Origin of the sequence: Vibrio brasiliensis LMG 20546 (assembly GCF_000189255.1) — a bacterium.
In the GTDB taxonomy this organism is placed as follows: Bacteria; Pseudomonadota; Gammaproteobacteria; order Enterobacterales; family Vibrionaceae; genus Vibrio; species Vibrio brasiliensis.
Genome location: NZ_AEVS01000090.1, coordinates 57,899 through 72,521, shown reverse-complemented (window position 1 = coordinate 72,521; position 14,623 = coordinate 57,899). Strand labels below are relative to the sequence as shown.

General features: G+C 43.9%; 11 protein-coding genes. 9 read left to right on the top strand and 2 right to left on the bottom strand.

Translation table 11 applies throughout. The features are described 5' to 3' along the window. Nucleotides 1-89 precede the first annotated feature (89 nt). A complete protein-coding gene (locus RH46_RS17775) occupies nt 90-674 on the bottom strand; it encodes a LysE family translocator (protein WP_006880906.1) in 585 nt (194 codons plus the stop codon). Nucleotides 675-818: 144 nt separating this feature from the next. On the opposite strand from RH46_RS17775, the gene RH46_RS17770 reads away from it, so the two are divergent. The 8 genes from RH46_RS17770 to RH46_RS17735 all read left to right on the top strand — a co-directional run bounded on the left by RH46_RS17770 (nt 819) and on the right by RH46_RS17735 (nt 11,603). Then, entirely contained in the window at nt 819-1,259 is a 441-nt protein-coding gene (locus RH46_RS17770) for an Lrp/AsnC family transcriptional regulator (protein ID WP_006880905.1), read from the top strand. Nucleotides 1,260-1,452: 193 nt separating this feature from the next. Continuing rightward, nucleotides 1,453-2,448 (top strand): porin, encoded by a 996-nt coding sequence (locus RH46_RS17765; RefSeq protein WP_006880904.1) that lies wholly within the window; start codon nt 1,453-1,455, stop codon nt 2,446-2,448. Nucleotides 2,449-2,729: 281 nt separating this feature from the next. Continuing rightward, nucleotides 2,730-4,358, top strand: coding sequence for a methyl-accepting chemotaxis protein (locus RH46_RS17760; protein WP_006880903.1), 1,629 nt, complete (start codon nt 2,730-2,732; stop codon nt 4,356-4,358). Between the two features lie 451 nt (nt 4,359-4,809). Further along, nucleotides 4,810-5,856: a GMP reductase gene (locus tag RH46_RS17755; protein WP_006880902.1), complete on the top strand. Its 1,047-nt coding sequence runs from the start codon at nt 4,810-4,812 to the stop codon at nt 5,854-5,856. Between the two features lie 455 nt (nt 5,857-6,311). Continuing rightward, entirely contained in the window at nt 6,312-8,780 is a 2,469-nt protein-coding gene (locus tag RH46_RS17750; protein WP_006880901.1) for a collagenase, read from the top strand. Nucleotides 8,781-9,369: 589 nt separating this feature from the next. After that, a complete protein-coding gene (locus tag RH46_RS22380) occupies nt 9,370-9,609 on the top strand; it encodes a hypothetical protein (protein ID WP_167319272.1) in 240 nt (79 codons plus the stop codon). A gap of 374 nt (nt 9,610-9,983) precedes the next feature. Next, nucleotides 9,984-10,886 carry an EamA family transporter gene (locus tag RH46_RS17740; RefSeq protein WP_006880899.1) on the top strand — a complete coding sequence of 301 codons (903 nt, stop codon included), beginning with the start codon at nt 9,984-9,986 and terminating at the stop codon, nt 10,884-10,886. A gap of 363 nt (nt 10,887-11,249) precedes the next feature. Continuing rightward, nucleotides 11,250-11,603, top strand: coding sequence for a DUF3316 domain-containing protein (locus RH46_RS17735; RefSeq protein ID WP_006880898.1), 354 nt, complete (start codon nt 11,250-11,252; stop codon nt 11,601-11,603). Between the two features lie 89 nt (nt 11,604-11,692). Here RH46_RS17735 and RH46_RS17730 read toward each other — a convergent pair whose 3' ends face one another. Then, nucleotides 11,693-13,168, bottom strand: a complete 1,476-nt coding sequence (locus tag RH46_RS17730) for a peptide MFS transporter (RefSeq protein WP_006880897.1) — start codon at nt 13,166-13,168, stop codon at nt 11,693-11,695. 279 nt (nt 13,169-13,447) lie between these two features. Here RH46_RS17730 and RH46_RS17725 point away from each other — a divergent pair, with 279 nt between their 5' ends. Then, nucleotides 13,448-14,572, top strand: coding sequence for a M14 family metallopeptidase (locus tag RH46_RS17725; RefSeq protein ID WP_006880896.1), 1,125 nt, complete (start codon nt 13,448-13,450; stop codon nt 14,570-14,572). The last annotated feature ends 51 nt before the right edge of the window (nt 14,573-14,623 follow it).

Below are 14,623 nucleotides of genomic sequence, written 5' to 3'. Positions count from 1 at the left end.
TACTCGATAATTGTTCGTATTCTCGTTTAAGAGTAACAGTAGATTTTCAAGTTAGGTAGCATCTTTAAACAAATTTACATTCAACCTATTTAGGTCATTGGCAAGGTGGAGGCGACAAGTAGTGCTGCCATTGTGACGTTAAAACTTCGCACGCGAATGTTGCTGGTCAACCAGCGTTGTAGTTCGCGTCCTGCTAATATCCAAAATGTGCCGGATGGGAAGTTTACAATCAGAAAGGTGCTCGAAATGATCAGTAGCTCTAACCAGCTACCACCATTGCTATACAAGGTCACAGAGCTTAACGCCATTGACCAGCCTTTTGGATTGACCCATTGGAAGCTAGCTGCGCCAAGAAAACTCATAGGTTTAAAGTCTTCAACGGCTGATGCGCGACCACTGAGTGCGATCTTAAGTGCCAAATAACCAAGATATAGCAAGCTGACGTATTTCAGAACATGGTGTGCAGCCGGGTAGGCTTCGAAGACACTCGATAGTCCAAGACCGACCAATAACACCATAAAGGCAAAGCCAAAAGCGATGCCACACATATGGGGCAGAGTTCGCAGATAACCGACGTTTGCACCAGAGGTCATCAGCATGATGTTGTTTGGCCCGGGAGTAAAAGTCGAGACGAAAGCAAATAAAATAAGTGCGCTAAGTTGTTCAAATTCCATGAAAGTTCCTAAATGCAGAGTGAGCGCAATAATGTTGCGCGATGAGCTTGTCTTGACCGGTCAACAACTATATTAGGTGGATTACTGAGCAATTTTGTGTTTTTATTCGAATGAAACGCAGTAATTACGCAATAAAGGAATATCATGGACCGTTTTGACGAAAGGATCTTGCAGGAACTGCAATTAGACGGAAGAATCTCCAATGTTGAGCTGGCAGAGCGGATTGGTTTATCACCTTCTGCTACCTTGCGACGCGTTCAGGAGCTGGAGAAACAGGGGATCATCAAAGGCTATCGCGTGATGTTGGATAACAGCCGCCTCGGGGTTGGTTTTATCGCTTATGTTTCTATCGGCTTAGCTAGTCACCGTAAACAGGCGCAACAAGAGTTCGAGGATCATGTGCGCTTTATTGATGAGGTGGTTGAGTGCCATAACATCACTGGTGCTAATGAGTACATGTTACGTGTCGAAACCAAGGACTTACCTAGCTATAAAAAATTCCATGCTGATGTGTTGGGTGAGTGTGCTCAGGTTCAGTCGATCACTACTATGGTCGTTATGGATTCTCCTAAGGACAGACGCTAAGTTCGCTCCCTCTGTATACTGGGCTTGCCTATGGTTCGCTACTGGCAAGCTCTTCAACTGTCATTTTTCTTGCACAGATTCGCCATTTAATCGTAATGGATTAGCCATCAAAGCGTCATGTCACAACTCTAATTTATCTCGCATCAACCAGTTCGAGCATTGAAGCTCATAGATAATCTAAAGGTAAAGTAAGATGAAATTAGCAGTGGCAGCGTCTGCAGTATGTGCAGCACTAGTATCAGGATCGACTCTGGCAGCAACCGTATACCAAGCGGATGGTACTGAACTTAAAGTGGGTGGCCGTGTCGAGTTCCGTGGTGACTTCATTGGTAACTCAAAAGGTGAAGAAATCCAGGGTACGATGGATGACAGCACTCGTGCTCGTCTTAATTTAAAAGGTAAATCTGAGATTGCCGATGGCATGACAGCATTCGCTGTTTATGAAGCGGAGCAGGATACAGGTAAAGACGAGTTCGAGAACCGTTACATGTTTGCTGGCGTGGACTTCGATGGTCATGCCGTTTCATTCGGTCGTCAGGATATGGCGGCAGTTATTGTGTCTGATTTTACCGATGTGACTGAGTTTTCTGGTATCCAACAGGTGATTAATTCTGCCAGTGACAAAGAAGACAGCGTTGTGGCTTACCGCGGTGCTTTCGACTCATTCCAGCTTCAGGCAACTTATCAGGCTAACAGTACTGAAGATTCAGATGGTTACGGTATCTCAGGTGTTTACAGCGCGCCATTTGGTCTTGACTTAGGTCTGGCGTTCTCTGGAGCTGATTTAGGCAAAGGTCTTGGCAGTCAGTCACAAATTCTTGGTGGTATTGGTTACACGCTAGATAACCTGTATTTAGGTGCGACATACTCAGTCGGTGACCTTGACGATAAAGCGACGGGTGCGTCTGATAAAGAGTTCACCGCACTGGAAGTTGTGGCACAGTACAAATTCACCAAACAACTTTCAGCGGCACTGCTTTACACCAACCAAGAGAATGAACAGGCTGACGGTACAAAGTACGATGATACCGATGGCGTTGAACTGGTGGGCTACTACAAGTTCAATAGCCATTTCCGTACTTACGTTTCGTACTTCTCGAACGGCGTAACATCGACAGATACGAATGCTGACGGATTCAAAGATACAGGTGAAGATACTCTTCGTCTTGGCGTGCGTTACGATTTTTAAACACAGAATTGCCTGAAGATTCTGTTTTCATAGGCCAGGCTTTGCTTGGCCTTTTTTGGCTAAGTATCCTAGTTTAATACAACTCCACAAGTCTCTCATTATCATCTGGTTTATAGTTTTGTTGCATATTGCTTTGTACCACCCTTCCTCGTGGTTCGAGGCAATTCACTATAAAGCTCAATGAGTTTCGCATGTACGCGGAGGTATATCTCCGTCAAGGTTATTCGTTCTTATCATGGTTCCTCGAGCTCGGAATAAACCAGACTGATATAGAGAAAATTATGCAACTATCCCTAAAAAGCTTGTCCATTCGAACTCAGGTTTTGCTACCCGTTCTTTTTACTGCGGTGACTCTATTTATCGCTTTATCTTTTACCAAGCGCCAATTGGAGTCGGAAGATGCAGTCGTGAATGAAATAATAGAGTCGTTAATGTTTTACAAAGCGACGCTCACCGAACTTGATGATCAAGTGTATCCGCTCAAGCTCGACGCCGTGTACTCCATGTATGATGAATCCAGCCGGGAGGCGTTTATTTTCAAACTGAAATCGGCCTACGTTGGTATCGAAAACAAGTTAACTGAGATAGATGCCCGTGAAACCTTTGTTGAACAGGTTACAGTGGTGCGCGCCGCAGTCAAAGAGTACCTCGACTACTCACATCAGGCGCTAGAATTATTTGAGCGACAAAAGCAGGGCACTGTTACTCTCGAGGAATATGACAGCTTTATTATCGACTATCGTCAGGCAGGAAAACGAATGACAGATTCTATCGATAGCTTGTCACATCAGATATACGAGTTCGCCAGTGACTATATTGCTAGTAGTAGCAAACGAAAGTTTGAGGTGGAAAGGTTGGCTCATGTGTTAATGGCATCTGTTTTTATTCTGTCTCTGTTTGTTGCCTGGCTGCTTTCGGGAATGATTGTTCACCCAATCAACAAACTCCAACAAGTGATGCACCGACTAGCGCATGGTGAGCTATCTGTTCGCACTGAAGTTAAAGGGCGTAATGAAATCTCACAACTCAGTAATGACATTAATCTTACCGCTAAACAGCTACATCACACTGTTGATGCGTTAACGCGTATTAGTGACGAGGTAGCTGCAGCTTCGACACAGTTAGCCTCAGTTATGGAGCAGTCGCAGAAAAACGCAGAAAAAGAATTGGCAGAAATTGAGCTTATTGTTAGCGCAGTTAACCAACTAGCAAGTACTGCGAGCAACGTCAGTAGCAACGCCCAGCTTGCAGACTCGCGAGCGGATGATGCAGAGCAACTGGCTACATCTGGCTTAGGTCTGTTCGAAGAGAGCCATAAAGCAAATGTCAGAATGATCACTGCTATCAAAGACGCCGCACAAGTTGTCGTGAAACTGAAGAGTCAGTCAGAGCAGGTTAATGATGTGATTGAAGTCATTAGTGACGTTTCTGAGCAGACAAATTTACTGGCACTCAATGCTGCAATAGAAGCCGCTCGAGCTGGGGAATCAGGACGAGGTTTTGCTGTTGTTGCTGACGAAGTGCGTAAGTTGGCTGCCACAACGCGACAATCCGCTGGTGAAATCCAAACCATTATTGAAGAGCTGCAGAAACAATCGAGCCTAGCAAATGACAGTATGCAGCTTGGATTAGGGTTACTAAACAAAAATAACCAGTTGAGTGAGCAAGCCAATTCAGTACTACAGGGTATTACCGAGACGGTGTGCAGTATTAATGAGGTTAACAGTCAGGTTGCTACCGCAGCCGAACAGCAATCTCAGGTAACCTCAGAGATCAATGACAACGTGGCGACCATGTCACAGTTGATTAATCAAAATGTTTGTGGAATTCGTCAGAGTGCTAGCGCTAGTGAAGGGCTTTCTCAACTGGCAGAAAAACAAAAAGAGCAATTGGCCTTCTTTAAGCTGTAACAGAAATATGAGTCGCTAAAAAGAGTGTGTTGATGGTTTTTTATTCAATATTGTGATTTTTGTTACTTAAATAAGTAAAAAAGATATCAGTTAAAAGCCCAACTTTTTATCAGAATGAGATAGCAAACTAACCTTTTGGTCAGAAAATGACCTCGCGGCTTACGTAAAGGTTTGCGCAAACGTTTTTGTGATATATGTTAAGTGGTTGTTTTGCAAGGTAAAGCTGGAGTTTGGAGTAGAGTTGCGGTGGGCTAGGTATGCAACTTAACCGAACTGTATCATAAAAAATTTGAAAATATCAGTCTTGCGGGAAATAAATCGCGACCTATAATGCTGAAAACCGGAGCGTCTGCCAACGCTCCGGTTTTTTTGTGTCCGAAACTCAGTAAAACGTCTGCCAACGTTTACCGAAAACGCACGACACGTAAATTTGCTTACAGGAAAATTTATCATGCGTATCGAACAAGAACTTAAGTTAGGCTTTAAAGATGTACTATTCCGCCCGAAGCGTTCTACTCTTAAAAGCCGTTCTCAAGTTGAGTTAACCCGCGAGTTTACATTCAAGCATAGCGGTCGTCAATGGTCTGGTACTCCAGTTATTGCGGCTAACATGGACTCAGTAGGTAGCTTTGAAATGGCAAAGGCGCTGGCTGAACACGGCGTAATGACGGCTATTCACAAGCACTACTCAGTAGAGCAATGGGCTGAGTTTGTAAAATCTGCGGACCAAAATACGCTAAACAACGTGTTTGTTTCTACTGGCACTTCTGACGCTGATTTTGAGAAAACGCAACAAATCATGGCGTTGTCGGAAGATCTCATCTTCATCTGTATCGACATTGCGAATGGTTACTCAGAGCATTTGGTCGAGTACGTAGAGAAAGTGCGTGCTGCATTCCCAAACAAGGTGATCTCTGCCGGTAACGTAGTAACTGGCGACATGTGTGAAGAGCTAATTCTTGCTGGTGCGGACATCGTTAAAGTGGGTATTGGCCCGGGTTCAGTATGTACTACGCGTGTTAAAACAGGTGTTGGTTACCCTCAGCTGTCTGCAATCATCGAATGTGGTGATGCAGCACACGGCCTTGGTGGTATGATCATCGGTGATGGCGGCTGTTCATGCGCTGGTGACGTAGCGAAAGCGTTCGGCGGCGGCGCTGACTTTGTAATGCTAGGTGGTATGCTAGCGGGTCACGAAGAGTCTGGCGGCGAAATCATCGAGAAAGATGGCGAAACCTTCATGAAATTCTACGGCATGTCTTCTCAGTCTGCGATGGACAAACACTCAGGTGGTGTCGCTAAGTACCGTGCAGCTGAAGGAAAAACCGTACTATTGCCATACCGTGGTAGCGTTCACGGCACTATCTCTGACATCCTTGGCGGCGTACGTTCAACCTGTACATACGTAGGCGCAGCAAAGCTTAAAGAGCTAACGAAGCGTACAACTTTCATCCGCGTACAAGAGCAAGAGAACAACGTATTCGGTAAAGAGAAGTAAGCCAAGACTTCGAAAAAGACGAATAATTGAGAGCCGCATTTTGCGGCTCTTTTTTTGTCTTGAAATCGCTAAATGGCGACAAAGTGGCGACAGCCGCCGAAAAAATTTTATGGTGATGACTACTAATTCGCGAGTGGGTTGCGAATGATTGCCTCAGACAAGTGATCAGGCGCGAGCTCTTATCGCGTGTGTCCCCTTAAGTGCGCCTTAAGTGATGGGCCAGAGAGTTCATCCCTCTTAATGCATACAAAATTAGTACCATAAGATGACTTTTTGGTGAGTAGATAAATCGAAGGTTGCAGTTCTGAAACCGGCAAGATCAGAAACTGAGACTAAAATATTCAGTTATTATTTTGCTTTTTCCTCTGCTTATAGTGAGTAGTAACCAAGCAATTGGTTGCGTATGGCACTTCGTCGTGAAGTGCTTTGACTTAACGACAGACAGAAGAAAATCAATGAAACTAAAAAAAATAACAATGGCAGTGGCTAGCGTATTGCTGAGTGCGAATGCCTACGCTATCGGCGCGCCTGTACCGCAGGTCGTCGAATACAATGCTGAGCACGATCACAAGCAACATGGTGTAGAAGACCAACACCTGGAATATTCACCGACTAAATTTACCCCTCAAAAACCTCAGGCGACGATCAACACACTAAACATGGTTGCGACTGAAGAAGCCGTTGTGCAGTGTGATGTAGAAGCGTTCGCTACTTCAAACAGTGCTAGTCTGATTAATGCTATTACTATTCAAGGCGCAGGTTGTGTCAATGAGTTGTTCTCGGCTGAAAGCCGTATTCAGGAAACGACGTTCGAGTCTGGCAATATGTTTGACGTGGCAAAACACACCGCAAACTTAGCCAAGAGCTACCAGGGTGGAGGAAGTGATGAGCTGGAAGCTTTGTTTCTCTATTTACGCTCTGGTTATTATGCAGAGTTCTACAACGACAAGATCAGCTTTAGCTCTTGGGTACGTCCGGCTGTGAAAGAGGCAGTGGATGCCTTCGTTGCTAATGACAACTTCTACCAAAACAACGATGCTCACGGCAAGGTGCTGACAGAAGTGATCATTACTATGGACAGCGCAAGTCTAGAGCATGATTACATTGACGTTGTGACACAGTGGCTAAATCGCTGGAACTCCGATTACGCTCAGAACTGGTACATGCGAAATGCAGTAAACAGTGTGTTCTCGGTGTTGTTTGGTGGAAGTTGGAATGATGAATACAAAGCCAAAATTGGTAACCAGAGTGACTTGGTAAACGCATTGTTCCATTTCGCGATGAACCGGGACTCGATTGGTCGAGATGATGAGTTTATGACAGCAAACGCTGGCCGCGAGTTAGGGCGTCTATTGCGTTATCAAAACACGGTGATTGAGGAAAGAGTCAAAGCGAACGTAAAGCAGATCCTTGAACAGTACGAAATGTATGGTTTTGGTGATCTTGTGTGGTTGGCGACCGCTGACACATCTTCATACTACTCAGATTGTGCTGAGTTCGGTATATGCAGTTTCAAAACGGAGCTGAAGTCTTTGGTGTTATCACAAAATTATACTTGTAGCCCGACAATTCGCATTCTGTCCCAGAACATGACTCAAGTTCAGCATCAGGCTGCGTGTGACAAAATGGGCTACGAAGAAGGCTACTTCCATCAGCGTCTGGAAACTGGAAACCAACCTGTTGCTGATGATCATAACACTCAGCTTCAGGTCAATATCTTCGACAGCAGCAATGACTATGGCAAATATGCGGGTCCAATATTTGGCATTGATACCAACAATGGCGGCATGTATCTCGAGGGTGATCCTTCCAATCAGGGCAATGTTCCTAACTTTATTGCTTATGAAGCCTCTTACGCAAATCCACAACACTTTGTATGGAATCTGGAACATGAGTACGTCCATTATCTGGATGGACGATTTGATATGTATGGCGACTTTAGTCATCCAACTGAAAAGGTTGTGTGGTGGAGTGAAGGGGTAGCGGAGTATATCGCCAACGAAGGCAACAATCAGAAAGCGATTGATACGATTAAAGATGGATCAACTTATACGCTGAGTGAAGTCTTTGAGACAACGTATGACGGCTTTGATGTAGACCGAATCTATCGTTGGGGGTATCTGGCTGTCCGCTTCATGTTTGAACGTCATATGGACGATGTAAATCAGATGTTGGTGCATACCCGAGAAGGTAACTGGTCGCAATATAAAAGCACTATCAACGGTTGGTCTACGGCTTACCAAAGTGAGTTTGAACAATGGCAACAAGATCTGATTAGTGGAGGCTCTGAATCGCAGCCTCCATCAGCGGTAATTTCGGTTAAAAGTGAGGGACAGATAGGTGAATCCATTTCATTCAGCAGTAAAGGTAGCGAGGACTCCGACGGTCAAATCTCCAGCTACTACTGGCAGTTCGGTGACGGCTCGACCAGTTCAGAGGCCAATCCGACGCACCAATATAGTCGTACGGGCAGTTACTCGGTTCACTTAACTGTTACGGATAACGACGGGTTAACGGCTAACACTGAGGCGTCGATCAATATAAGCAGTCAGGGGAGCAATGACTCATTGCCCACAGATTGCGCGGATCGTTCAAAAGTCAGTGGCGGACGAATAGTCGCTGGAGAGCCAGTTTGTTTAGCTTCACAGTCACCAATATGGCTAAGCATTGAAAGGGTCAATACATATCAGTCTATGTCGATTACATCGGCACATGGTACAGGTGATCTTAAGCTGGAATACAGCAACTTCGGCTGGCCGAATGATGAAGCTTCCAACCTACATGGATGGTCTGATAATTCAGGTAATGCGGAATGTATCACTATTGCGGGACAGGCGAACTATTGGGGTTACCTGAAAGTCAGTGGAGAGTTCAGTAACGCAGCTCTGGTGGTAGACTTCGATACCACAGGTTGTCGTCAGTAAGTTGTTGCAATGAGATATATGAACAATTACGAGCCGCTCATCGCGGCTCTTTTTTGGGAAAAGGCTAACAGCCACTGAAAAAAAGAATCGTGGTGGCAACTACAGATTGCTGGTTGTGCTAAGAGCCACAATTTGACCTTTAAGGTGTGTGTCCCTCTAATAAGGGAGTAAGAGGGAGGGACTATATAACGCCAAATTGGTTCACGGGTGTCTAAATGCTCATGTTGAATAGTTTGGATTTCTTGGGAGGGAATCTAAACAGTCAGAGGATTCTGTTTGCTCGTACTTTGTTAATTGCTCATCGTGAAGCAGCGAATAGTTTCTTATGAGGTATAACATGCTTTTTCGTTCACTTAGCTTTAGCCTATTTATTCTACTTTTGCCTTCTTTAGTTTTTGCGGGAGATATTCAACACAAGCAGTCCTTGGGTCTACAGACAACGATACTGTCAGCGACGGTCTCTATCGCGGCTGGAGAACCTTACTTTAACCCAACAAATGAGTATTCATTTTCATCCTCTGAGTCGACATTGAGCCAGCACAGGGGTTTAACCCCTAATGGTACTTATGATTGCTCAAGGTACAGATGTTTGAAGGTCACTGTCGATAAGGAAGTGGTGAAGTCAGTGATGAATATGGATTTCATTGATACTCAGCCTTATGCGATGCTCAACCTTTATCGAGCTAAGCACGCTGCAATTTCTCAACCTACAGCCCCACTGGTTGATGTCACTGCATCTAACGATTCATATACTTTCTATTTCCCTTCATTATATGGGTACTGTAACTGTCGTGTAGATTTTATCCCCACCAGTGGGAGAGATCGTTGATTTTAATTGATCAAGGAAGCTCTCTGCTTGTGCAGAGAGCTTATACCCCAACCTAGCAAATTGAGTACATTGCAAAGCTTTGAACTCGTAAATTAATTTACCCACTGTATTGAGTTAACCCCCAAGCCATTGCAGGCAATGGTTGTAACGCAACTATTTGTTAGTAATACACTTCCTTCCTTATCTAAGTTAGTATTCATTTTCCCAGTTGGTCTACTTGCGCCTTTTGCTAAAGCTTGGGTGTCGATCTATTGGAGGAATACGCTGATGAGTTGATCATTCAGTCATAAGTGCTGCTACATAGATAAATAGTGCCAGCATGAGTTGTTGCATCTAGTGTGCTGAAAAATCAGTTGGCAGAAAAAGGAAGTTTTATGTCTCTATTTGCGGTCTGCCTGGTAGTGATTTCTGCATTTTTGCATGCGGGATGGAATTTGTTGAGTAAGAACAATAAGTCTTCAGGCAAAGCGTTTTTCTTGTCTAGCAGCGCCGCTGCATCCTTACTACTGACTCCCTATGTACTTTGGTATCTTAACGATACAGATTATGCGTCTCTCTCTTTATCGTTCTGGTGGGTGCTAGTGATAAGTGGCGTAGCTCAGGTCATCTACCTTATTAGCCTGAGTTTTGCCTATAAATATGGTGATATTGGGGTCATCTATCCAATAGCTCGTGCTTTACCTGTTTTAATGGTTGGAGTAGGGACAGCCTTGCTGGGCTATCATCTTTCGCTAATGGTGTGGGTAGGGTTTGGATTCATCACTATCGGTTGCTTGTTGGTGCCATTGCTATCGCTGAAGCAGTTCCATATCTCGGATTATGCCAATGTTGGTGTGTTATGGGCTCTTGTTGCTGCTGTAGGCACAACGGGTTACTCAATACTTGATAAAGAGGCACTGGTTATTCTGGCTCATGAACTAGAGACAGTGACCGGTGAGGTTCAATCGGCGATTTTTTATCTGGCGTTACAGTTTTGGGTAATCTTTGCGGTGATTAGTGTCTATTTGATAGCAAGCCGCCAATGGGGCGAATTTTCTGCGGCGTGGCAGATTCGCAAGCCTTCTGCGATGGCGGGCGCAATGATGGCGACCACTTACGGTTTAGTGCTTTATGCGATGACCATGACAGATAATGTCAGTTACGTCGTCGCATTAAGGCAGACTAGCATAGTGTTTGGTCTGATACTTGGCGTGGTGTTTTTAAAGGAACGCTTTGCTTTAACACGATGTGCAGGAACTGGCCTGATTTTTATTGGCCTTGTAATGACAGTTATTTAGCGTGATATCCATTGAGGCAAAACAAATATTCACGATTAAATTATGACATTTTATTCCAGTAATATAACCAATTGCTCTAACCCCCATAGCGATGAAACTTGTTTTGTTTCTAAAGCGAACCAATAAGTAATTGAAAAATAATAATTATATTTATCGCATATTACGCGCCATCTTGACCTTAGTTTCTATATGGCAAACATCGTTGTAACCATTTCAAATTATTTGAATAAGAAGTGCAATTATTTCTAATTCATTGCGGTCTTTTAATACGTACCATGTATGTATTCGAGCTGATAAGCAAAGTTCGATTTTTATAAATAACCATTTTGGTAAGTAAGAAGAAAAGTGACCAAGGAGTCAGTTATGATTAAGGTAATTAGTTTAGCAAGCGTAATGTTATTTAGTTCTGTGGCACTAGCAGGTGCTGGTGCTTACAACACTGTGATCCAGTCTGAATCAATGAGTGGTAGCGCTGTTGCTTCGAAAGATGCAGCGATTGCAGAAGGCAAATCGATGATTATGGAAATTAATCAAAAATCTCCATACGAACTTAGCCGTTCAGTTAACTACTCTACCAATAACCTTGTTGACGTTAATTCATTTGAGCTTCGTGGTTCTAATGTAACGGTCAATGAAATCGTGAACAGTGACGGCGATATCGCGTATCAACCAGTAGTTAATGTCAGCTATGAATTTAAATCGCGTGACAGACAGTAACATTTAAAGATTTTCAGTTTTGCTAGCAAATAATAAAAACCCAAGCACTCGCTTGGGTTTTTTCTTTATTTATTATAAATCAGACTTGGTTAGCTTTCTGCTTCAACCAGTTCAGGTTGTTCGCCAGCGCGTGCAGCAGCAAGCATTTTGCGGATGATCAGTGAAGACACTAGCGCAATTGCAACCATCACTACCGCAAGAACCGTTAGCAGTTGGAAGTACTCGCCGTAAACTGTCTGTACGATCTCTTGAGTGATTTCCTGACCTTTCTCTAGCGCAATCGATGTAGAGAATACCGCACCGACAATACCACTTAGCGCCATTGCTACTGAGAACAAAGATACTGAGAAACCTTCAATATGTTTTGGCGCTACTGACAGAATAAACGCCACAACCAGACTACCAACAATAACTTCAGCAAACGCCTGGAAGAAGTGAATAGCAAGGAATACTTCTGGACGAATGATTACGTCTTCACCGATGTTCATTACCGCCATTGTCAGGATACCAAATGCGATGGCAGTAAAGATAAAAGCAAAACCAATCTTTGTTGCTGTCGAGAAGTTAATGCCTTTCTTTTCTAATGAAGAGAAAGTCATTGAGATAACTGGACCGGCTACGATACACCATAGTGGATTCATTGCCATTGATGCTTCAGGAGCAATTGGGATTAGGTTAAATAGGTCACCACGCATTGTGTTGATGGTTACCATGGTCATTGAAGTCATCATCTGACCGTAGTAAACAAAGAAGCAGGTTGTTAGCACTGTCATGATGAGGATGGTACCCATTTTCAGTGCGTCAGATTTACCAGACTTAAGCATCAACGAGATAAAGTACAGAATCGCGGCTGCGCCAATTGCGTAAACGATGTTCTGGCCGATATCCATATTAGAGAACATGAAGAACACCAGGCCAACCATCGCTGCAGATAGAGACAGGAAGGCGATCCAGTTTTTAGTGCTAACAGGTTTTTGGTCAATATCCGCACCAACGCCAACTAGCTGTTTGTTGAAAATAACAAGTACAGCGAATGCGAATGCTGCCATTACTGCAGATAAAGAGAAGCTACCGTGGAAACCGATCACTAGTACAAACATAGGGAACAGGTACTGGCCAAGCAGAGCGCCAACGTTGTTGACAGAGTAGTTTACCGGGTAACCATTCTCAAAGTCTTCTTCTGAAGCAAAAGTACGTTTGTAAAGACTAGGGTAAGAAGGAGACATCAAACCACGAGCGTAGCTAGCTAGTGCGATACCCACCAAGCTCATTGGAACGTTAGTTGCTGAAGCGCCTAATACAAGCAGAGTGTAGCCAGTAGCGAAAGTACCGTAAGCGATAGTTAAAGAACGGTAGGCACCAAGGAACTTATCTGCTATAAAACCGCCCGCGATCGCAAACAGTGGGCCGATTGAAGAGAATGCGCCCACAACCATCATGGTATCGGCTTCGCTGTACCCCAAATCTTCTAAGAAGAAGCGGGTAAGAATAACCATCACACCATAGAATGATAAGCCAAACATGGCTTGGCAGAACATCATTGATTTATTGAGTTTATTCCACATAATAGTCTCGTATTGATGTTGCAACACAGAATTAACAACCAGATATTAATTAATCTGTGGCATGTTATAAATTGAAACAATTATCGCAGATATATTTACGGATGCACGATTTTTTATCTGATTCGCATAAATTATTGTAATGTTCTTGATCCAAATCGTTTGCGTTGGATATTGTTCGTACAATGATGAATTTTGTTACTGAGTTAAATAAGTTCTTCGCTGATGAGCTTTGTGATAGTCTGCTTTGCAAGCCTGCATATGTATAAGGAACGTAACGTCATGAAAATTTTCAGTAACTTCGACAGCGGCAGCATTGAAGTTGTTAGCGCCACTAGTAAGGATGATATTCAGCTTAGAATCCCTAATGATAATCAGTCTGAATTTTACCAGTGGTTCCATTTTCGACTGGAAACAGAAGCAGAACAGCCTCATTCAATCAAATTGCTGGATTTAAAAAACTCTGCTTATCCAGAGGGTTGGAGTGGTTATGATGTGGTTGCTTCCTATGATCGCGAAGAGTGGTTCCGTATTCCGGCTGAGTTTGATGGCGATACGCTCTCTTTTAATGTGATTCCTGAGCGTAGTTCTATCTACTTTGCTTATTTCGCTCCTTACACCTACGACCGACACCTTGACCTACTGCATATGGCACAAAGTGCTCACCACTGCCAGCTTGAAACTCTGGGTCAAACTTTAGATGGTAACGACATGAGTTTGCTGACTTTCGGTGAACCGGAAGAGGGTAAGAAGAAAATTTGGTTGATTGCGCGTCAGCATCCGGGTGAAACCATGGCAGAATGGTTTATGGAAGGTTTAATTCAACGCTTATTGGATGATGACGATACAACCGCCCGCGCGTTATTAGAAAAAGCGATTGTTTACGTTGTGCCAAACATGAACCCAGATGGTGGTATCCGTGGTCACCTGCGTTGCAATGCGATTGGCGTCAATCTCAATCGAGAATGGCAATCGCCTTCAATGGAGCGCAGTCCAGAAGTCTACCTAGTGCGTGAGCGTATGCTAGCAACGGGTGTTGATATGTTTTTGGATATTCACGGTGATGAGGCAATTCCTTATAACTTTGTGGCAGGCTCTGAAGGTATCCCATCTTACGATGAACGCCATGCAGCACTAGAGCAGGCGTTTAAACAGGCGCTACATACTGTTACTCCAGAGTTTCAGGATCAGCATGGCTACGACAAAGATGAGCCAGGTAAGGCAAACCTGACGGTTGGCTCTAACTGGGTTGGTGAACAGTTTAAGTGCCTGTCTTACACAGTAGAGATGCCGTTTAAAGACAACAATGAATATCCAGACCCTCTATACGGTTGGTCACCAGAGCGTAGTGTTAAGTTCGGACACGATATGCTAAGCGCAGTATTTGCGGTAAGTGATAAGATCTAACAGTAATAAAACGGTCAAAACAATAAAGCCCCTGCGAGTAGTCACAGGGGC